Below are 19,395 nucleotides of genomic sequence, written 5' to 3'. Positions count from 1 at the left end.
CCGGAAGGAAGGCTCATGTCGGAGAAGAGAATTTGATCGCGGCAGTGAGCGAACCGGTCACCGACGCCGAACTCGTCGCCCGGTACCGGCGTGACCCCGAGCTGTTCACCGAGGTGCATGACCGCTACTACCGCGACATCTACCGGTACGTGGCCGGCCGGCTGGACACGCAGATCGCCGAGGACATCACCGCCGAGACGTTCCTGCTGGCCTTCGACCAGCGCGACCGGTTCGACCCGGAACTCGGGAGCCTGCGGCCCTGGCTGTTCGGCTTCGCCACCAACCTCATCGCCAGGCACCGGCGCAAGGAGACCCGCCGCTACCGGGCGCTGGCCCGGCTGGGGCCGGAACCCGTCGTGGAAGGCCACGAGAACCGGGTCGTGACCTCCGTCGCCGCCCAGCGCATGCAGCCGCACCTGGCCCGGGCACTCGCCGCGCTCTCCGGGGGCGAGCGCGACGTCCTGCTCCTCGTGGCGCTGGGCCAGCTCGGCTACGAGGAGATCGCCCAGGCGCTCGGCATCGCCGTCGGCACCGTGGGCTCCAGGCTCAGCCGGGCCCGTACGAAGATGCTCGCCCTCATCGACAAGGAGATGATCCGTGGATGACGACCTGACCCCGCTCGCCACCCTGCTGGGCAGGCCCGAGCCGCCCGCCGAGGCGGTCGCCCGCAGCAGGAGGCGGCTCCAGGCCAGGATGCGCGGCCGCGCGCCCCGGCGGATCGGGTGGTTCACGCAGGGGCTCGGTCTGGCCGCCGTCGCCGCGGCGGCGGCCGTCGCCGTGCTCGCCACCGGGGGGACCACGCCCGACGGCACGCCGGCCCAGGGCAGGGAGGTCCTGCTCATGGCGGCCGTCAGCGCGGAGAACGCGCCGCAGGACTCCGGGACCTACTGGCACGTCAGGTCCGACTGGCAGGATCCGGAGATCCCGCCCATGGACAGCTGGACCGCCCGGGACGGCAGGCGCTGGACCAGGGGCGAGCCGGGTGATCCACCCGACGCCGTCGTACCGGCCCCGAACCCGGGCCCGGACCCGGACCCGGACCCGTTCATGCTCAAGGGCGCCAAGGTGGGCTTCGAGGACCTCGAAGGGCTGCCGGAGGATCCCGAGGCGCTGAACGCGTGGATCGCCGGGCTTCGGGGACGTGAAGAGGACATGCTCCTCTCCGAACAGCGAGGGGACCCCATCCTTCCCCTGATCGCGTTGATCTCGGAGCTGCCGACGCCGCCGAAGGCCCGCTCCGCGGCGTTCCGGAGCCTCGCCGCCGTCCCGGGGGTCCGGGACGCGGGAGCGGTGGAGGGCGGCCGGAAACTGCTGATCCCCAACCCCGACGGCGGAGAGGAGATCACGCTGGTCGTCGATCCCGAGACCGCCCGGGTGACCCGGACGAACTACCTCCTGGGCAACGACGGAAGCGTGTCGGGGTCCCCCTACGAACTCCTCCTGTTGACCACCGACTGGACGGACGGGCTTCCGCAGGCGGGCGGTGACGGGTCATGATCCTTGGAAGACCGCTCCTCGCCACCGTCGTGGCGATGACGACGATCGCGAGCGCCGCCCCCACGCCCACACCCGCCCCCGCGTCACAGGCCCCTTCCCGGCGGCCGAACGGGGTGACCCTGATCACCGGCGACCGGGTCGTGGTGACCGGCCGCGGGCACCGGGTCGAGCCCGGCCCCGGCAGGGAGTCCGTCGGCTTCAGGAGCCAGGTGCGTGAAGGGCACCTGTACGTGGTGCCGTCCGACGCCCAGCCCCTGCTCACCCGGGGGACGCTCGACCGGCGGCTGTTCGACGTCACCCAGCTGCTGGAGTGGCGGTACGGGGACGCCGACCGGGCCGACATCCCGCTGATCACGCAGTCGGGCACCGGCCAGGCCCCCGCCCTCAGGAGCGCGCAGGACGTCAAGGGGCTCGCCGGCCTCGGCATGACCACGCTCAGCCTGCCGAAGAGCGGCGCGGCTCAAGCATGGAAGGACATGGCGGGCGGCGCCCGCACGCTGGCCGCGGGCACGGCGAAGATCTGGCTGGACGGCCGCCTGTCCTACACCCTCGACCGGAGCACCGCGCAGATCGGCGCCACCGAGGCGTGGAAGCAGGGGATGACCGGCGAGGGCGTCACGGTCGCCGTCCTCGACTCCGGCTACGACCCCGACCATCCGGATCTGAAGGGCGTGGTGACGCAGACGCATAACTTCAGCGACGATCCCGATATCCGCGACGACCTCGGTCACGGCACCCACGTCGCCTCGACCGTCGCGGGCAACGACGAGAAGTACCGGGGCGTCGCCCCCGGCGCGCGGCTGGCCGTCGGAAAGGTGGGCGGGGCGAGCGGCGCCTCCGAGTCCGCCGTTGTGGCGGGCATGGAGTGGGCCGCCCTGGAGGTCAAGGCCAAGATCGTCAACTTCAGCATGGCGGCCCCCGACGAGCCCGGGATCGACCCTGTGGAACAGGCGGTGAACACGCTCTCGGCGAAGGCGGGCACACTGTTCGTCGTCGGCGCGGGCAACAGCGGAAGAGCACCGGTCGGCAGTCCTGCCAGCGCCGACGCCGCCCTCGCGGTCGGCGCCGTCGACGGGCGGGACCGGATGGCGGACTTCTCCAGCACCGGCCCCCGTGCGGGCGACCATGCCGTCAAACCGGACATCACCGCGCCGGGTGTCGGCATCGTCGCGGCGGAGGCCGGCACCGACGGCGGGCACGTGGCGATGTCCGGAACCTCGATGGCGACGCCGCATGTGGCGGGAGCCGCGGCGATCCTCGCCCAGCGTCACCCCGACTGGACGGGACAGCGCCTCAAGGCCGCTCTGACCGGCAGCGCCGTTCCCTCGCCCGGGGTCACGCCGTACCGGCAGGGCACCGGGCGGGTGGACGTGGTCCGCGCCCTGAGGCAGCAGGTCACCGCCCAGGCGACGGACGCCTGGGCGGCCTTCCCCTGGAACGGCCCGAAGGAGCGCACCAAGACCGGGACCATCACCTACACCAACTCCGGCGACACCCCGGTGAGCCTCGACCTGACCGGCGAGGGAGAGGCGATCGGACTCGACGCACGCAAACTCGACGTGCCCGCCGGGGGACAGGCGTCGGTCACGCTCACCATCGACGCGACCGGCAAGGCCCCGGGCGACTACGCCGGTACGGTCACCGCCACCGCGGGTGCCACGGTGATCCGCACCGTGGCCGGCGCCTACGTCGAGCCCGAGTCCTACGACGTCACCATCACCGTCGTCGGCAGGCAGGGGCAGCCGGTCGATCCCTGGATGGCGCAGATCTACGACCCGGCGACCGGGACCGTCATCGAGCCGGTGTTCCACGACGGCACGGCCACGGTACGGCTCCCCAAGGGCGACTGGAGCGTCTACACCGAGACCGCCGAGAGGATCGACGGAAAGTTGGCCGGCACCGTCGCAGTCTCCCCGCTCAGGGTCGACGGCGACGGCGTCCGGCTGGCGGTGGACGCGCGTCAGGGCAGGGCGACCGGGGTCACGCTCGACGACCCGAGCGCCCAGATCCGGCGCGGTTTCGAGTTCGGGCTGGCCCACGGCGCGTGGAGCTTCTCCATGCTCACCGGCCTGAATCCCAACGCCGAGTTCTTCGTCGTCCCCGTCCGCCGGCCCGGCCTGACCTACACGCTGAGGACCACGTGGCTGAGCAGGGACGTCTCTCCCAGCCCGTACGTCTACGACCTCGTCGACCGCCACACCGACGGCATCCCCGGCGACCCCGTCCACCGTGCCAGGCAGAAGGAACTGGCGAAGATCTCCACCACCTACCGGGCCTCGGGCGTCGCGGCCACGGGGACGCCGCTGGCCGGGCTGCCCTTTCCCGGCTTCCCGGGCTCCTCCCTGGGGTCGCTGGTCCACGACCTCCCCCTGCCCGGCACGCTCGTCCAGTACCGGACCCCCGGGGTGACCTACGAGAGCGGACTCGAGACCGGCACCTCCCTCCTCTTCGACGGCGGGACCGCGAAGCGCGGGGAGAGCGAGGAGGTCTGGAACGCCGCGGTCACCGGTCCGTCGTTCCTGCTGCCGGGCGGCAGCCGTACCGGCGACGAACTGGCCTTCTCCGGGGGCGGCATGTTCGCCGACGGGCGTCCGGGCAGGACGGGGTCGGACACAGCCGCCACCGGCACCGCCACCCTCACCCGGGACGGCAGGACGCTGGCCCGCGCCGACCTCGCGGGCTGCTGGATCTACCAGCCGGAAGGATGCGAACTCCACGCCGATCTCCCGGCGGGGGCCGGCGCCTACACGCTCACCGCCTCGATGCGCAGGCAGGTGCCGCACTCGGTGCTCTCCACCGGGGTGGAGTCCACCTGGACGTTCCGGTCCGCGACCACGGACAAGGCGCGGCCGCTGCCGTTGACGGCGGTCCGCTACCGTCCCGACGGCCTGGACGACTCGAACCGCGCCAAGCCGGGCGGCGTGACGCGCATGTCCGTGTGGATCGAGCGCAACCCCGGCGCCGCCGCGGCGGAGACGAGGTCGATCCGCCTGGAGATGTCCGCCGACGACGGGGCGAGCTGGCGTCCCGTCCCGCTCGTCCGCACCGGCTCCGGCTGGACCGCCGTGCTGCGGAACCCGTCCGCGGCCGGGTTCGTCTCCCTGCGCGCGGCCATGACCGACACGGCGGGCGCCGGCCTGACCCAGACGATCACCCGCGCCTACGCCGTGGGCTGACCGGAGGCCACGCCGAAACGGAATCCAGGTTCTGTTCTGCGGATCCTCGCCTGGACGATCGCGGCGGGCGAAAAGGTCCACAGAACGGAACCTAGGAAGGGAGCAGCGGCAGCAACGCGTTGAGGCGGCCGGAGGCGAAGCCCGACAGGTCCAGCGAGCAGAAGGTGAAGCCCGCGCCGCGGACGGCCGCGTCGACACGCTCGCGCAGCTCGCTCGCGCGCGGGATGTCGTCCCGCGGGACCTCGACGCGGGCGAGCGTGCCGCCGGAGTGGGCGCGCACCCGGCACACCGGGAAACCGAGGTCGCGCAGCGCCGCCTCCGCGGCCTCGACCCGGCGCAGCACCTCCGGGGTGACCGGGTCGCCGTAGCTCACCCGCGAGGCCAGGCAGGGCGCGGCGGGCTTGTCCGCCGTGACCAGTCCGAGCCCGCGGCTGAGCGCGCGGACGTCCGCCTTGGTCAGGCCGGCGTCGACCAGCGGCGCGATCGCTCCACGCTCCGCCGCCGCCCGCTGTCCCGGCCGGTGGTCGCCGAGGTCGTCGAGGTTGGTGCCGAGGGCGATCCGGGCCCCCATGGCCGCCGCCAGCGGCCCGAGGGCGTCGAACAGCGCCGACTTGCAGTGGTAGCAGCGGTCCGCGCCGTTGGCGGCGTACTCCGGGCGGTCGGCCTCGTCCGTGCACACCTCCAGGTGCGCCAGGCCGTACCGGCGGGCGAACCCGCGGGCGGCGGCCCGCTCGGAGGCGGCCAGGCTGGGGGAGACGGCGGTCACCGCGAGCGCCCGCGCGCCGAGCACGCGGGTGGCCATGACGGCCAGCAGCGCCGAGTCGGCCCCGCCTGAGTAGGCGACGACCACCCCGCTCTCCCGCCGCAGCCGCCCGGTCAGACGGCCGATCGCGTCATCCGTCGGGGCCTCGTCGCTCGCCGGGGGCTCGTCGCTCGTCCGGGCCCCGCCACCCGTCGGGGGCCCGCTCGCCGGGACCCCGCCGCCCGTCCGGTTCTCGTCAGTCATCCGGGTCTCCCGTCTCCATCGCTCCCGTCTCCGTCGGCGCGTCGCCGGCCAGGCTCTCCTCCACGCCCAGGATGTGGACGGCCGCGTACAGGCGCGCCCGGTCGGGGTCCCGCGCGAGCAGCGCCGCGTGGATCGACCGGTGCTCGCCCAGCGTGCGCCGGAGGGCGCCGGGATCGGTCATCCCGCGCCAGACCCGCGCCCGCACCGTGCGGCCGGACATGTTCTCGATCACCGCGGCGAGCACCGGGTTGCCGCAGTGGGCGGTGATGAGGCTGTGGAACTCCTGGTCCAGGACGATCAGCTTGTCGTGGTCCACGTCCGGCTCCCCGGCGAGCCGCTCGGCCTCCGCCAGCACGTCGCCGAGCCGGTCCAGGACGTCACCGGGCAGGCGGGTCGCGGCGAGGGCGGTCGCCTCCGGCTCCAGCAGCCGGCGGACGTGCAGGAACTGCCGCGCGCCCGCGTCGAGGTGCAGGTCGGCGACGAAGCTCATCCCGTCCAGGAGCAGGCCGGGGGACAGGCTCGTGACGTAGGTCCCGTCGCCCTGGCGCGTCTGCAGCACCCGCATCGCCGTCAGGGCCCGTACGGCCTCGCGGAGCGTGTTGCGGGAGACGCCGAGCTGCTCGGCCAGGTCTTTCTCCACCGGGAGCCTCTGGCCCGGCCGCAGCTCGCCATCGATGATCAGCTGCTTGACGGTGTCGATGGCGGTCTCCACGACGCCCATCCCGCTACACCCCCCACTGCTCGCCGTCGGGGTAACGGTACGCGGCGACCGACTCCGGGTGCATCCGGGCGCCGTAGCCGGGCCCCTCGGGCAGAAGGTAGCGGCCCCGGACGATGCGGACGGGGTCGGTGAAGTGCTCGTGCAGGTGGTCCACGTACTCCAGGACCCGCCCCTCCAGGCTGCCGCTCACGCAGACGTAGTCGACGATCGACATGTGCTGGACCAGCTCGCACAGGCCCACGCCCCCCGCGTGCGGGCACACCGGCACGCCGAACTTCGCGGCCATCAGCAGGACCGGGACGATCTCGTTGACCGACGCCAGGCGGCAGGAGTCGATCTGGCAGAAGTCGATGGCCCCGGCCTGGAGGAACTGCTTGAACATGACGCGGTTGTGGCAGTGCTCTCCGGTGGCGACGCCGACCGGGGCGACCGCCTTGCGGATGGCGGCGTGGCCGAGGACGTCGTCGGGGCTGGTCGGCTCCTCGATCCACAGCGGCCCGTACGGCGCGAGCCGGTTCACCCACTCGACGGCCTGCGGGACGTCCCACACCTGGTTGGCGTCGATCATCAGCGTGCGGTCGCCCAGCTCCTGGCGGGCGATGGACAGCCGGCGCACGTCGTCCTCGACGTCCGCGCCGACCTTGAGCTTGACGTGGGTCCAGCCGTCGGCGACCGCCTCGCGGCACAGGCGCCGCAGTCTGTCGTCGTCGTAGCCCAGCCAGCCCGGGGAGGTGGTGTAGGCGGGGTAGCCGTGTCCGGCGAGCTCGGCGATCCGCTCCCCGCGCGTGGGCGCGAGCGCGGCGAGCATCTCCACGGCCTCGGCCGGGGTGAGCACGTCCGACAGGTAGCTGAAGTCGCAGGCGGCCACCAGCTCCTCGGGGGACATGTCCGCGACGAACCGCCAGAGGGGCTTGCTCGCCCGGCGGGCGGCGAGATCCCAGGCGGCGTTGAGCACGGCCGCGGCGGACAGGTGCACCACGCCCTTCTCCGGGCCCAGCCAGCGCATCTGGCTGTCGGCCATGATCTCGCGGTAGAGGCCGCCGAGGTCCCCGGCCAGCGTGTCCACGTCGCGGCCGGCCAGCCGGGCGCCGATCTGCCGCGCCGCCGCCACGCAGAGGTCGTTGCCGCGCCCGATCGTGAAGGTCAGGCCGTACCCCGACAGATCGCCGTCCGTGCCGAGGACGACGTATGCGGCCGAGTAGTCGCCGTCGGGGTTCATCGCGTCCGACCCGTCGAGGGTGGCCGAGGTGGGGAACCTGATGTCGATCACGTCTACGGAGGTGATGGTGGGCATGCCTGCTCCAAATTCATCCAACGAATACGGCGGACAGTACGTTGCGCTCCAGGTGCGGTCAAGCCATGACCGCGTGATGGTAAGGGAGACGCTTTACTTCGACCCGATGAATATGGGAGGCTCGACCGGTCCGATACATCGGGTGAATTGCTGGAAGAGGCGACCGTGAAGCTGCTGAGAGTGGGACCGGAGGGCCGGGAGCGGCCCTGTGTGCTGGGGCCGGACGGCCGGGTGCTCGATCTGTCGTCGCTGACGGCGGACATCGACGGGGCGTTCCTCGCCGGCGGGGGCCTCGAACGCGTACGGTCCGCTCTCGACGCCGGCGAGCTGCCCGAGGCCGGGCCGTACGAGCGGATCGGTGCGCCGGTCGCCAGGCCCGGAAAGATCATCTGTATCGGCCTGAACTACTCCGACCACGCCGAGGAGACCGGGGCCGCGATCCCCGCCGAGCCGGTCGTCTTCATGAAGGCGTCCAACACGATGGTCGGCCCCGACGACGAGGTCCTGGTCCCGCGCGGCAGCGTGAAGACCGACTACGAGGTCGAGCTCGCGGTGGTCCTGGGCCGCACGGCCCGCTACCTGTCCTCCCCCGAGGAGGCGGCGGACGTGATCGCCGGGTACGCGATCGCCAACGACGTGTCCGAGCGCGAGTTCCAGAACGAGCGCGGCGGCCAGTGGGACAAGGGCAAGTCGTGTGAGACGTTCAACCCGCTCGGCCCGTGGCTGGTCACGGCGGACGAGGTCGGCGACCCGCAGGCGCTCGGCCTGCGGCTGTGGGTGAACGGCGAGCTCCGCCAGGACGGGAGCACCGGCAACCAGATCTTCGGCGTGCACCACGTGATCTGGTATCTCAGCCAGTTCATGGTGCTGGAGCCGGGCGACGTGGTGAACACCGGCACCCCGGCGGGGGTGGCGCTCGGCCGCGGCCCGGAGGCGTACCTGCGCAAGGGCGACGTGGTGGAGCTGGAGATCGACGGCCTGGGCCGTCAGCGCCAGCGGATGGGGCAGGCATGAGCCAGCGAATCGGTGAGTACGGGGCGTTTCGCGAATGCGATCCCGAGCCTCTAGGCGAGGGAGCGGCATGAGCGAGCGGATCGCCGGGCGCGGGGTGCTTCGCGAGGGGGCGGCATGAGCCAGGGGGAGTTCGACGGTCTGGTGGCCGTCGTCACCGGCGGCGCCTCGGGCATCGGCAGGGCCGTCGCCGAGGAGCTGACCGCGCGGGGCGCCCGGGTGGCCGTCCTGGACCTGCGGGACACCGAGTTCGTCTGCGACGTGACCGACGACGCCGCCGTGCGCGCGGCCGTCACGGCGGTGGCGGAGCGGTACGGCCGGATCGACGTGCTGGTGAACAACGCGGGCATCGGCGCGCAGGGCACGGTCGCCGACAACGACGACGCCGAGTGGCTGCGGGTGTTCGACCTGAACGTCGTGGGGATCGCCCGCGTGACCCGGGCGGCGCTGCCGTACCTGCGCGAGTCCCCGCACGCGGCGGTCGTCAACACCTGCTCGATCGCCGCCACGGCCGGGCTGCCGCAGCGGGCGCTGTACTCGGCGTCCAAGGGCGCGGTGCTCGCGCTGACCCGCGCGATGGCGGCCGACCACATCCGCGAGGGCATCCGCGTCAACTGCGTCAACCCCGGCACCGTCGACACCCCCTGGGTCGGGCGGCTGCTGGACGCCGCCCCAGACCCGGCGGCCGAGCGCGCCGCGCTGTCCGCGCGCCAGCCGCACGGCCGCCTGGTGGCGGCCGAGGAGGTCGCCCAGGCGGTGGCGTACCTCGCGAGCCCGAGGTCGGGCTCGACGGTCGGGATCGAGCTGGCCGTGGACGGCGGGATGGCCGGCCTGCGCCTGCGACCGGTGTCGTCGTGACGGCGGGCTCCGGCCCCGGCGTCCCGGCCCCGGCGCCCGGCTCCGGCGCTCCGGAAGCGGTACCCGGCTTCGGTTCCGGCGCTCGGGAAGCCGCACCGGGCGCCTCCGGGGCCCGGCCGGACTCCGGCCTCGCGGCCCGGCTGGGACCGTACGGCCTCGGCACCGCCCCGCTGGCGGGGCTGTTCTCCCCGGTGAGCGAGGAGCAGGCCGAGCGGACCCTCGCCGCCGCGTGGGAGGCGGGGATCCGCTACTTCGACACCGCGCCGCACTACGGCACCGGCCTCGCCGAGGAGCGCCTCGGCCGCTTCCTGCGCGGCCTGCCGCAGGGCGCGGCCGAGGCGGTCGTGTCCACGAAGGTGGGCCGCGTGCTGGTCCCCGGCGAGGGCGAGGCCGACGGCTTCCCCGGCAGCACCGGCTACGTCCGGGTGCGCGACTACAGCCGCGACGGCGTGCTGCGCTCGCTGGACGACAGCCTGCGGCGCACCGGGCTCGACCGGTTCGACCTGGTGTTCATCCACGACCCCGACGACCACTGGGAGCAGGCCGCGGGCCAGGCGTACCCGGCGCTGGCCGAGCTGCGCGACCAGGGGGTCGTCGGCGCGATCGGCGCCGGGATGAACCAGGCCCGGATGCTCACCCGGTTCGTCCGCGAGACGGACCTCGACGCGGTGCTCGTCGCCGGACGGTACACGCTGCTCGACCGCTCCGCCGCGGGGGAACTGCTGCCCGAGTGCGACCGGCGCGGCGTCGCCGTGATCGCCGGAGGGGTGTTCAACAGCGGCGTCCTGGCCGGCGGCACCACCTACGACTACGACACCGCCCCGGCCGAGGTGGTGGAGCGCGCCCGGCGGCTGGGGCGGATCTGCGCCTCGTACGGCGTGCCGCTGCCCGCCGCGGCCCTGCGGTTCCCGCACCGGCACCCGGCCGTCACCACGGTCCTGATCGGGGCGCGCAGCGCGGAGGAGATCCGGGAGGACCTCGACCTCGCCGCCGTCCCCGTGCCCGGGGAACTGTGGAGGGAGCTGGACGATGCGGGTTGAGCTCGCCTACGGCACCGACGGTCTCGCGGTGGACCTGCCGGACGACCGGACGACCGTGATCACACCCATCGCCCGGCCCGCCGTGGCCGATGAGGCCGCCGAGCTGCGACGGGCCCTGCGCGAACCCGTCGCGGGCCCGCCGCTGCGCGAGCGGGTGCGCCCAGGCCAGACGGTGGCGATCTCCGCCTGCGACGGCACGAGACCCCAGCCGCGCCACGTGATGATCCCGGCGATCCTGGCCGAGCTGGACGGGATCGTCGGCCTGGACGACGTCGTGATCCTGGTGGCCACCGGCACGCACCGCGGCAACACCGAAGCCGAGCTGCGCGCGATGTTCGGCGACGAGGTCGCGGACACCGTACGGATCGTCAACCACGACGCCCGCGACGCCTCCTCCCTGAAGTGGATGGGCCGCCACGGCAAGGACGTCCCCGTCTGGCTGAACCGGGAGTGGGCCGACGCCGACGTGCGGATCACCACCGGGTTCGTCGAGCCGCACTTCTTCGCCGGGTTCTCCGGCGGCCCGAAGCTGGTCGCGCCCGGCCTCGCCGCCCTGGAGACCGTGCTCACCCTGCACGACGCGGCCCGCATCGGAGACCCCCGGGCCACCTGGGGGGTCATCGAGGGCAACCCCGTCCACGACGACGTCCGCGCCATAGCCGCCGCGACCGGCGTCACCTTCGCCCTCGACGTCGTGCTGAACCGCGAGCAGCGGATCGTGCGGGCGTTCGGCGGCGACCTGGCGCCGATGCACGCCGCCGCCACGGCCGCCGCCCGCGCCGCCGCGATGCGCCCGGTCGCCGAGCCCTTCGACGTGGTCGTGACGACGAACGCGGGCTTCCCGCTCGACCAGAACCTCTACCAGTCGGTCAAGGGCATGAGCGCCGCCGCCCAGGTCGTCCGGCCCGGCGGGACCATCGTCTGCGCCGCCGAGTGCCGGGACGGCTTCCCCGACCACGGCTCCTACCGGGAGGTTCTCACCTCCGCGGCCTCCCCGGACGCGCTGTTCGAGGAGATCTCCCGCCGCACCGAGACCGTGCCCGACCAGTGGCAGGTGCAGATCCAGGCCCGCATCCAGCGGCACGCCCGCGTGATCATGCACACCTCCCACCTCGGCGACGCCGACCTCGCCGCCGCCCACCTGGAGCGGACCGAGGACGTCGCCGCCACCGTGCGCGCCCTGCCCGGACGGGTCTGCGTCCTGCCGGAGGGGCCCATGACCATCCCCTACCTCGCCGGAGGGTGACCGTGCTCCGCCGGAGACCGCCGCGAGAGGAGAAGCCGTGAGCGGCGCCCTCGACCTCGGATACGCGCGCCTCGACCTCGACCGCGAGGCCCGCCAGGGACTGCCCGAGATCGTCTACGGCCCGGGCAAACAGGTGGCCGAGATCATCGGGATCGTCACCGCGCTGCTGGACCGGAACACCGGGCCCGTCCTCGTGACCCGGGTCGGACCGGATGCCGCGTCGGCAGTCATCGAGGTCGTTCCCGGCGGCCGGTACGACCGGGACGCGCGGCTGCTGACCTGGCGGCGGGCCCGGCCGATCGGGCACACGGTCGCCGTGGTCACGGCCGGAACCGCGGACGGCCCGGTGGCCGCCGAGGCCGCGGCCGTCGCGTCCGCCCTCGGCCTGCGGACCACGGTGATCAGGGATGTGGGCGTGGCGGGGCTGCACCGGGTGCTCGCCGCCGCCGGAGACCTGCGCGCGGCCGACAGCGTGATCGTCATCGCGGGCATGGAGGGGGCGCTGGCGAGCGTCGTCGGCGGCCTGGTCGAGACGCCGGTGATCGCCGTGCCCACCTCCACCGGGTACGGCGCCGCGCTGGAGGGCGTGACGGCCCTGCTCGCCATGCTCACCTCGTGCGCGGCCGGGATCACCGTGGTCAACATCGACTCCGGGTTCGGCGCGGCCCTCGCCGCCTACCGCCTCACCAGGAAGCCGGCGGGGGCGGCGGCGGGCCCCCCACGGGAGACGGCGGCGGGCTCTTCGCCGGAGACGGCGGCCGAGGAACAGGCATGACCCTTCTCACCGGGAAAGCCGCGGGCTCCTCGCCGGAGACGACGGTCGGGGAACAGGCATGATCCTCTATCTGAACCCCTTCACCGGCCTCGCCGGGGACATGCTGCTCGCCGCGCTGCTGGACGCCGGCGCCTCGCTCGAGGGCGTGCGGAAGGCGGTCGCCGCGACCGGTCTGACCGGCTGGCGGCTGGACGCCGAGCGGGTCCGCACCGGCGCGCTCGTCGCCACCCGCGTCCGGGTCGAGGTCGACGACGACGCCACCGAACGCGCCGCCTCGGAGCTGATCGAAATGGCGGCCCGGACGGGGCTCGCCGTCGCCGGCGCCGCCCTGACCGCGATCGCCGAAGCCGAGGGCGCCCTGCACGGTGTGCCGGTCGCCGAGGTGCACCTGCACGAGCTCGGCGGGCACGACACACTGGTCGACATCGTCGGCTGCGCGGCGGCGATCGCCGAACTCGGCGTCACGCGCGTCCACTGCGCGCCGCTGCCCATGGGCTCCGGCACCGTACGGACCCGGCACGGGGTGCTGCCGGTGCCCGCGCCCGCCACCCTCGCGCTCCTCGCCGGGGCCCGGGTCCGCGGTGACGCGGCGCCGGGGGAGACGGTCACGCCGACGGGGGCGGCCCTGCTCCGCGCGCTCCACACGGTGTACGGCCCTCCGCCGGAGATGACCCTCCGGGCCACGGGGTACGGCGCGGGCACCCGCGTGCTGCCCGACCGGCCCAACGTGACGGTGGCGATCCTCGGAGAACCCCCGGAGGGGACGGCGCAGGCCGGGTCGGCCGCCGGGGCCGTACCCGGGCCCGCGACCGGCACGACGCGGCCCGGACCGACCGGCGGGACCGCTCCGGATCCCGAGTCCGTATCGGAGTCCGGACCCGTACCGGAGTCCGCGACCGGGACGGCGCCGGAACCGGAACTCTGTACTCAGGTGGTCCTGTCGACGAACCTGGACGACGTGACGGGCGAGACCCTCGGCCACGTCATCGAGCGGGCCCTCGCGGCCGGCGCCGCCGACGCCTGGGTCACCCCGGCCGTCATGAAGAAGGGCCGTCCGGCCCACGTCCTGCACGTCCTGGCCGACCCCGCGCTGGCCGACCGCCTCTGCGACCTGATCTTCACCGAGACCGGCACCCTCGGGCTGCGCCGCGGCACGGTGGACAAGCTCGTGCTGTCCCGGCGCTTCGAGACCGTCGAGCTGTACGGCCGGACGGTCCGGATCAAACACGGGCCGTGGGGAGCCAAACCCGAGTACGACGACCTGGCCGAGCTCGCCGCGGCCACCGGCAAACCCCTCAGACAGCTGGCGCGGGAGGCACTGCGATGACGTACGTCGACGCCCATCATCACCTCTGGGACCTGGCCCGGCGTCCCCAGGCATGGCTGGGCCCCGCCGGGATGTCGCCCATCCGCCGCGACTTCACGCTCTCCGACTACGCGGAGGCCGCGGCCGGGACGGGCATCGGCGCGTCGGTGCTCGTGCAGGTGCTGCCCGACGCGGAGGAGACCCGGGAGTTCCTCGCGACGGCGGCGCGGCCCGGCCCCGTCGGCGCCGTCGTCGGCTGGGCGGACCTGACCCGGCCCGACCTCGCCGGCGAACTCGACGCGTTGCGCGCCTCACCGGGAGGAGAACTGCTGCGCGGCATCCGGCACCTCGTCCAGGCCGAGTCCGACCCGCGCTGGCTGGCCCGCGACGACGTGCGACGGGGACTGCGGCGGGTGGCGGACGCCGGGCTGAGCTACGACCTGCTGGTCCTGCCCCACCAGTTGCCCGCCGCCATCGAGACGGCACACGCGCTGCCCGGACTGAGCCTCGTGCTGGACCACGTCGCCAAGCCGCCGATCGCCGACGGGCGGCTCGACCCCTGGGCCGGGCTGATCCGCGAGCTGGCGGCCCTGCCCAACGTGACCTGCAAGCTCTCCGGCATGATCACCGAGGCGCGGTGGGACGACTGGGACGCCGCGCGGCTGCGGCCGTACGCGGAGGTCGTGCTCGACGCCTTCGGGCCCGACCGGCTGATGTTCGGCTCGGACTGGCCCGTCTGCCTCCTGGCCGGGTCGCTGCCCGCCTGGACGGACGCCGCCGCGTCACTGCTGGCGGACGCGGGACTGTCGCCCGCCGAGCGCGACGCCGTGTTCCGCGGGACGGCCACGCGGGTCTACCGCCTCTGACGCCCGGCGTCCGCCCTCACCCGTACGGCGACTGCGGGGAAGACGAGCGCCGACGGGGAGGGCGGACGCGGGCGGAGAGGACGTGACCCGCGGCACGCGCCGCGGGAGGGCTCACGCGGGTGGGACGGCCTCCCGCCGCGCGGTCAGAGGTCGCCGAGCTTCGGGATCAGCTCGGTCAGCACCCACAGGGCCAGGCCGAGGGCGATGAGGTTGACCCGGGGCCCGCCGATGTTGAACGCGGCCAGCACGAAGCAGGCGAGGGCGAGGATCAGCAGGAGAAGGGTGAGGGTGGACATGGGAGACTCCTTTCGTCTCGTTCGGGCCAGCCCGGACTACCCGTGATCAACGCGCTTATGCGCACCACCCGCCCCAGGTGTCACCGCTCCTGCGATCCGCTCCGCGGGTTCGGCCTCAGCTCGGCCTCCGGGACGAGACGGGACGACAGCCGCCGTATCCCGTGGCGGGTGTCGCCGTCACACGGCGCCCTACGTGCCCGTCCGGCGGAGCCCGCCGGCGATCGCCCGCTTGGTCAGCCGGCGAAGAACTCCGCCAGCACCGGGACGAGGACCTCCGGGGGGACGATGTGCTCCTGGCCCGCCAGGAGCACATACCGTCCGTCCGGCAGGGCGTCGGCGACCCGCCGGTCCCCGTCGAGCAGCCACGCCGGGCTCGCCCCGCCGCAGACGACCAGGGTGGGGGCGGACACGCCGCGGGCCTGCTCGGCCGGCGTCACACCGCCCCGGCCGGCCTCATCGAGGACCGCGTAGTCGTAGGGGAGCGTGACCGCCTTCGCCGCCCAGCCAGCCCACCATGACTGGTGGCGCATCTCCCGGACCGCCTCCGGCGGCATGCCCGTCATCGACAGATGCAGTGCGAGCGCGTCGTCCCGCCGGTCCTCCGCCAGCAGCTTCCCGACCTCGTCCGCGGTCTCGCGCATCGCGCGCCCCCGCTCACCGCCGGGGGAGAAGGGCGGCTCGTGCAGGACGAGCCTGCCGACGGGCAGGCCGCGGGCCGCCGCGTGCAGGGCGAGGGCGGCGCCGGAGGAGTGGCCGTAGACGAACGCGGTGCCGCCGGCCGCGACGATGAGGGCCGCGATGTCCTCGACCTCGCGCTCGACGGCGTACGGAGTGGTGTCCCCGCTGTCGCCGCGGCCCCTCCGGTCGTAGTTGATCACGGTGAAGCGCCGGGCCAGCCTCTCCGCCAGCGGGCGGGTCACCGTACGGTCGCAGGTCGCACCGCCCACCACGACGACGGGCGGACCCTCGCCCAGCCTCTCGAAGGCGATGCGGGTGCCGTCCGCCGAGACCACGGTCTCCATGACGGGCTCCTCTCCTCGGGTGCGTGACTCGATCGGGGCATCATCCCCCGCCCCACCGACAGTTCCGGCGTCCCGCCCCGTCTGTCATCCCCGCCGGCAGCCCGGGGCCCTACGGCGTCTCGCATCCGAGGACGGAATGTTCCCGCCTGCGGTGCGGCGTGCTGGATTCGTCGCTCGTTTCCGGCGGGCCGTACCGGGGTGAGGCGGCGGAACGCGCCGAATGTCGGAGGGCTCTGGTAGGTCTTCGGCCATGGGTGTGAGTGTTGAGGAGTTCCTGGGGATGCTGGACCGGCTGCCGGAGGTCCAGCAGAGCCCCGGCGGTGACTGGATCTCGCTGAAGGTGCGGGGCAACGGATTCGGCTACCTGTGGGAGAGGACCGAGACGGTCGGGTTGAAGGCGACGATCGAGGAGCAGATCGCGCTGGTGGCCGAGCGGCCGGAGGTCTTCGAGGTCCAGTTCACCGCCGGACGGTTCGGCTGGGTCGTCGTGCACCTGGCCGGGATCGACGCCGAGGAGCTGTTCGAGCTGGTCACCGAGGCGTGGTGCCTCACGGCGCCCAAACGGCTGATCGAAGAGCACGAGGTGGGACCGCCCGTGGTCGAGACCGGACGATAGCGGTACGGTCACCGCGCGGCCGCGCTCCGCAGGGCGGTGAGGAACGCCTCCAGGGCGGGCTGACCCAGTGACGTCTCCCGCACCGCGGCGTGGATGGCCCGTACCGGTTCCGGTCTGCGGATCCTCCGCACGGTGACGGAGGGGTGGCGGTGGGTCAGCCCCAGCTCGGGGATCAGGCTGATCCCGAGGCCGGCGGCGACGAACCCCTGCGCCGTGGCGTAGTCGTCGCCCTCCACCACGACGTTCGGGCTGAAGCCCGCCGCGGCGCAGCCGTCGATCACGGCGTCGAGGCAGGGGCCGGGCCGTTCGCCGCCGACCCACGGCTCGGCCGCCAGGTCGGCCAGGTCCAGGATTCGCTTGGCGGCGAGCCGGTGCCCCCTGGGCAGGACGGCACGGTAAGGGTCGTCGCGCAGGTGGACGAAACGCACTCCCTCGTGGGAACCGCCGTGGGGCCGGACCACGATGGCGAGGTCGGCGTGGCCCCGCGTCACCTCCGGCAGCGGATCGGCGGGGTCGGTCGTCGCGAGGTCGACCCGCACGCCCGGGTGCTCCTCACGCAGCCGGGCGAGCGCGGGGGCCATCACGGTGGCGCCAGCGGTGGCGAAGTAGCGGACCGTCAGACGTCCCGTGCGCCCGTCGCGCAGGTCGGCCAGGGCGGTCTCCGCCGCGGCCACCTGCCTCCCGATGACCGCCGCGTGCTCGGTCAGCAACCGCCCGGCCGCCGTGGGCCGCACGCCGCGCCCGACGCGTTCCAGCAGTGCGATGCCGGCCTGCTTCTCCAGCGCCGCCACCTGCTGGCTGACGGCGGAAGGGGTGTAGCCGAGATTCGCCGCCGCGGCGGTCACCGACCCGCTGGTGACCACCGCGCGCAGGACCTGCATGCGCCGCACATCAAGCATGTAGCAGAGTTTAAAGGTCGGTCCACAACTTTTCACTTGTCCTTCCAGATGAACTTCGGCAGCGTGCATGCCAGAGGGAAGAACGGGAGGAAAAGGATGTTCGGTGAACGAGGCTCGCTGGTGCGCATGGGCGTGCTGGCGCTGCTGTGGGGGTCGGCCTTCCTGTGGATCAAACTGGCGCTGAACCACGGGCTGACCCCGATCCAGATCACCTTCGCCCGCGCCGCGCTCGGCGCGGGCGTCCTGTTCGTGCTGGCCCGCGCCGCGCGCCAGCGCCTCCCGCGGGACCGGGCGACCTGGGGACACCTCGTCGTGGCCGCGTTCTTCTGCAACGCCCTGCCGTTCTTCCTCTTCGGCGTCGGCGAGCAGACCGTGGACTCCGGAGTGGCCGGGGTCCTGAACGCAACGACCCCGCTGTGGTCCCTGCTGATCGGTTTCACCCTCGGCACCGAGCGCGGGCTCCATCCGGTACGGCTGGCCGGGCTGCTGCTCGGGTTCGCCGGCACGTTGCTGATCTTCGCCCCCTGGCATCGGACCGGGCTGCTGAGCTGGGGAGCCCTCGCCCTGCTCGGCGCGGCGGCGAGCTACGCCCTCGCCTTCGCGTACATGGACCGCACGCTCACCGGGAAGGGCGGTGCTCCCATCGCCTTCTCGGCGGCCCAGCTCACCGCCGCCGCGGGGCTGAGCGTGCCGGTCCTGCTCACCGGGGGCGCGGTGCCGGCGACCCTCGGCGCCGAGGCGGTGGCCGCCGTCGTCATCCTCGGGATCTTCAGCACCGGGTTCACCTTCTACCTCAACTACCGGCTCATCGCCGACGAGGGCCCGACCGGCGCCGCCGCCGTGGGGTACCTGCTGCCGGTCGTCTCGCTGATGCTGGGAGCCGTCGTGCTCGGCGAGGATCTCGGACCCCGGGTCCTGACGGGGATGGTCGTCGTGGTCGTCGGCGTCGGGATGAGCCGGAGGCGCGAACGGCCGTCGCCGCCGGCTCCCGCGAGGTCCGAGGTCTCCCCGGAGAGCGAGGCCTCCGTGAGCGGCGAGATCCCCTCGGGGAGCGAGACTCCCGCGGGCGGCGAGGTCTCCGCGGGGAGCGAGGTTCCCGCGGGCGGCGAGGCTCCCGTGGAAGACGAGACCCCCGCGGCGGGCAGGGCGGCGGCCGGGAACCGTACCCCCGTGGAGAGCGGGTCGTGAACCTCGACTCCCCGTGGCGGTCCTCCGACTTCAGGACGCTGTTCACCGCGACCACCCTCAGCCAGCTCGGCACGAACGTCGGCTACGTCGTCGTCCCGCTCATCGCCGTGTCGGTCCTCGACGCGAGTCCGGGCCAGGTCGGAACGCTCGCCACGCTGAGCACCGTCGCCTTCCTCCTCATCGGCCTGCCGGCCGGAGCATGGGTGGACCGGATGCGTCACCGGCGCGTGCTGATCGCCGCGGACCTGGTACGGGCGGCGCTGTTCGCCTCCGTCCCGCTGGCCTGGTGGCTGGGGGTGCTCACCCTCGGGCAGCTCTACGCGGTCGTCCTGCTGAACGGCTGCGCCACCGTGTTCTTCGACGTCGGCTCGCAGAGCGTGCTGCCGCAGCTGGTCGGCCGCGAGGGGCTCGTCCGGGCGAACTCCGCCGTGGTGAGTCTCATCGCCGCCGCGAACGTGGCGGGACGGGGCGCGGGCGGAGGGCTGGTCCAGCTCCTCACGGCGCCCGTGGCCGCGGTGTGCGTGGTGGCGGGCCATCTGGGCTCGGCCCTCCGGCTCACCGCCGTCCGCCACGCGCCG

18 protein-coding genes and 1 pseudogene are annotated in these 19,395 nt (G+C 73.8%); 13 read left to right on the top strand and 6 right to left on the bottom strand.

All coding sequences use genetic code 11. The features are described from left to right. Positions 1–32: 32 nt before the first annotated feature. Genes AB0D67_RS16770 through AB0D67_RS16760 form a run of 3 tightly spaced genes read left to right on the top strand, consistent with a single transcriptional unit; the run spans position 33 to position 4,673 of the window. Positions 33–605: an RNA polymerase sigma factor gene (locus tag AB0D67_RS16770; protein WP_362935489.1), complete on the top strand. Its 573-nt coding sequence runs from the start codon at positions 33–35 to the stop codon at positions 603–605. Next, the gene (locus AB0D67_RS16765) at positions 598–1,497 is read left to right on the top strand and encodes a CU044_5270 family protein (RefSeq protein ID WP_362935486.1); all 900 of its coding nucleotides are present in this window, start codon (positions 598–600) and stop codon (positions 1,495–1,497) included. Before AB0D67_RS16770 ends, AB0D67_RS16765 begins: the two co-directional genes overlap by 8 nt. Then, positions 1,494–4,673, top strand: coding sequence for a S8 family serine peptidase (locus tag AB0D67_RS16760; RefSeq protein WP_362935483.1), 3,180 nt, complete (start codon positions 1,494–1,496; stop codon positions 4,671–4,673). Before AB0D67_RS16765 ends, AB0D67_RS16760 begins: the two co-directional genes overlap by 4 nt. 91 nt (positions 4,674–4,764) lie before the next feature. Here the strand turns inward: AB0D67_RS16760 and larE are convergent, their stop codons facing one another. Genes larE through AB0D67_RS16745 form a run of 3 tightly spaced genes read right to left on the bottom strand, consistent with a single transcriptional unit; the run spans position 4,765 to position 7,694 of the window. Continuing rightward, positions 4,765–5,679: an ATP-dependent sacrificial sulfur transferase LarE gene (gene larE / locus AB0D67_RS16755; RefSeq protein ID WP_362935480.1), complete on the bottom strand. Its 915-nt coding sequence runs from the start codon at positions 5,677–5,679 to the stop codon at positions 4,765–4,767. Continuing rightward, entirely contained in the window at positions 5,672–6,400 is a 729-nt protein-coding gene (locus tag AB0D67_RS16750) for a FadR/GntR family transcriptional regulator (protein ID WP_362935477.1), read from the bottom strand. The genes larE and AB0D67_RS16750 overlap by 8 nt, the downstream gene beginning before the upstream one ends. 4 nt (positions 6,401–6,404) lie before the next feature. Then, positions 6,405–7,694: an L-fuconate dehydratase gene (locus AB0D67_RS16745; protein ID WP_362935474.1), complete on the bottom strand. Its 1,290-nt coding sequence runs from the start codon at positions 7,692–7,694 to the stop codon at positions 6,405–6,407. A 165-nt stretch (positions 7,695–7,859) separates the two neighbouring features. Here AB0D67_RS16745 and AB0D67_RS16740 point away from each other — a divergent pair, with 165 nt between their 5' ends. The 7 genes from AB0D67_RS16740 to AB0D67_RS16710 all read left to right on the top strand — a co-directional run bounded on the left by AB0D67_RS16740 (position 7,860) and on the right by AB0D67_RS16710 (position 14,796). Continuing rightward, positions 7,860–8,708: a fumarylacetoacetate hydrolase family protein gene (locus tag AB0D67_RS16740; protein WP_362935471.1), complete on the top strand. Its 849-nt coding sequence runs from the start codon at positions 7,860–7,862 to the stop codon at positions 8,706–8,708. 114 nt (positions 8,709–8,822) lie between these two features. After that, a complete protein-coding gene (locus AB0D67_RS16735; protein WP_362935468.1) occupies positions 8,823–9,563 on the top strand; it encodes an SDR family oxidoreductase in 741 nt (246 codons plus the stop codon). After that, complete coding sequence (locus AB0D67_RS16730) at positions 9,560–10,603, top strand: aldo/keto reductase (RefSeq protein ID WP_362935465.1); 1,044 nt, start codon at positions 9,560–9,562, stop codon at positions 10,601–10,603. Before AB0D67_RS16735 ends, AB0D67_RS16730 begins: the two co-directional genes overlap by 4 nt. Continuing rightward, the gene (gene larA, locus AB0D67_RS16725) at positions 10,593–11,849 is read left to right on the top strand and encodes a nickel-dependent lactate racemase (RefSeq protein WP_362935462.1); all 1,257 of its coding nucleotides are present in this window, start codon (positions 10,593–10,595) and stop codon (positions 11,847–11,849) included. Before AB0D67_RS16730 ends, larA begins: the two co-directional genes overlap by 11 nt. A 37-nt stretch (positions 11,850–11,886) precedes the next feature. Beyond that, complete coding sequence (larB, locus tag AB0D67_RS16720) at positions 11,887–12,624, top strand: nickel pincer cofactor biosynthesis protein LarB (protein ID WP_362935459.1); 738 nt, start codon at positions 11,887–11,889, stop codon at positions 12,622–12,624. 58 nt (positions 12,625–12,682) lie between these two features. Continuing rightward, positions 12,683–13,951, top strand: a complete 1,269-nt coding sequence (gene larC, locus AB0D67_RS16715) for a nickel pincer cofactor biosynthesis protein LarC (RefSeq protein WP_362935456.1) — start codon at positions 12,683–12,685, stop codon at positions 13,949–13,951. After that, on the top strand, positions 13,948–14,796 hold the full coding sequence (locus tag AB0D67_RS16710; protein ID WP_362935453.1) for an amidohydrolase family protein: 849 nt from the start codon (positions 13,948–13,950) through the stop codon (positions 14,794–14,796). The genes larC and AB0D67_RS16710 overlap by 4 nt, the downstream gene beginning before the upstream one ends. A 143-nt stretch (positions 14,797–14,939) precedes the next feature. Here the strand turns inward: AB0D67_RS16710 and AB0D67_RS16705 are convergent, their stop codons facing one another. Both AB0D67_RS16705 and AB0D67_RS16700 read right to left on the bottom strand, forming a co-directional pair. Beyond that, positions 14,940–15,092: a hypothetical protein gene (locus AB0D67_RS16705; RefSeq protein WP_362935450.1), complete on the bottom strand. Its 153-nt coding sequence runs from the start codon at positions 15,090–15,092 to the stop codon at positions 14,940–14,942. A gap of 233 nt (positions 15,093–15,325) precedes the next feature. Next, positions 15,326–16,114 (bottom strand): alpha/beta hydrolase, encoded by a 789-nt coding sequence (locus tag AB0D67_RS16700; protein ID WP_362935447.1) that lies wholly within the window; start codon positions 16,112–16,114, stop codon positions 15,326–15,328. Between the two features lie 250 nt (positions 16,115–16,364). On the opposite strand from AB0D67_RS16700, the gene AB0D67_RS16695 reads away from it, so the two are divergent. Beyond that, positions 16,365–16,730: an MmcQ/YjbR family DNA-binding protein gene (locus tag AB0D67_RS16695; protein WP_362935443.1), complete on the top strand. Its 366-nt coding sequence runs from the start codon at positions 16,365–16,367 to the stop codon at positions 16,728–16,730. Positions 16,731–16,738: 8 nt separating this feature from the next. Here AB0D67_RS16695 and AB0D67_RS16690 read toward each other — a convergent pair whose 3' ends face one another. Then, on the bottom strand, positions 16,739–17,629 hold the full coding sequence (locus AB0D67_RS16690) for a LysR family transcriptional regulator (protein WP_362935440.1): 891 nt from the start codon (positions 17,627–17,629) through the stop codon (positions 16,739–16,741). Positions 17,630–17,725: 96 nt separating this feature from the next. Here AB0D67_RS16690 and AB0D67_RS16685 point away from each other — a divergent pair, with 96 nt between their 5' ends. Both AB0D67_RS16685 and AB0D67_RS16680 read left to right on the top strand, forming a co-directional pair. Further along, a complete protein-coding gene (locus tag AB0D67_RS16685; protein WP_362935437.1) occupies positions 17,726–18,817 on the top strand; it encodes a DMT family transporter in 1,092 nt (363 codons plus the stop codon). After that, positions 18,814–19,353 (top strand): annotated as a pseudogene (locus tag AB0D67_RS16680) (MFS transporter); the annotation flags it as partial. The gene AB0D67_RS16685 and the pseudogene AB0D67_RS16680, both read left to right, overlap by 4 nt. Positions 19,354–19,395: the final 42 nt, after the last annotated feature.

Origin of the sequence: Streptosporangium sp. NPDC048047 (assembly GCF_040653115.1) — a bacterium.
Classification (GTDB): domain Bacteria; phylum Actinomycetota; class Actinomycetes; order Streptosporangiales; family Streptosporangiaceae; genus Streptosporangium.
This window is presented reverse-complemented; position numbering and strand designations above follow the sequence as displayed.

Coding starts and splice junctions, on each gene's coding strand:
- AB0D67_RS16685 (WP_362935437.1), top strand. CDS start 17,726: ATGTTCGGTGAACGAGGCTCGCTGGTGCGCATGGGCGTGCTGGCGCTG.
- larC (WP_362935456.1), top strand. CDS start 12,683: ATGATCCTCTATCTGAACCCCTTCACCGGCCTCGCCGGGGACATGCTG.
- AB0D67_RS16750 (WP_362935477.1), bottom strand. CDS start 6,400: ATGGGCGTCGTGGAGACCGCCATCGACACCGTCAAGCAGCTGATCATC.
- AB0D67_RS16710 (WP_362935453.1), top strand. CDS start 13,948: ATGACGTACGTCGACGCCCATCATCACCTCTGGGACCTGGCCCGGCGT.
- AB0D67_RS16695 (WP_362935443.1), top strand. CDS start 16,365: ATGGGTGTGAGTGTTGAGGAGTTCCTGGGGATGCTGGACCGGCTGCCG.
- AB0D67_RS16705 (WP_362935450.1), bottom strand. CDS start 15,092: ATGTCCACCCTCACCCTTCTCCTGCTGATCCTCGCCCTCGCCTGCTTC.
- AB0D67_RS16700 (WP_362935447.1), bottom strand. CDS start 16,114: ATGGAGACCGTGGTCTCGGCGGACGGCACCCGCATCGCCTTCGAGAGG.
- AB0D67_RS16760 (WP_362935483.1), top strand. CDS start 1,494: ATGATCCTTGGAAGACCGCTCCTCGCCACCGTCGTGGCGATGACGACG.
- AB0D67_RS16690 (WP_362935440.1), bottom strand. CDS start 17,629: ATGCTTGATGTGCGGCGCATGCAGGTCCTGCGCGCGGTGGTCACCAGC.
- AB0D67_RS16735 (WP_362935468.1), top strand. CDS start 8,823: ATGAGCCAGGGGGAGTTCGACGGTCTGGTGGCCGTCGTCACCGGCGGC.
- AB0D67_RS16745 (WP_362935474.1), bottom strand. CDS start 7,694: ATGCCCACCATCACCTCCGTAGACGTGATCGACATCAGGTTCCCCACC.
- larA (WP_362935462.1), top strand. CDS start 10,593: ATGCGGGTTGAGCTCGCCTACGGCACCGACGGTCTCGCGGTGGACCTG.
- larE (WP_362935480.1), bottom strand. CDS start 5,679: ATGACTGACGAGAACCGGACGGGCGGCGGGGTCCCGGCGAGCGGGCCC.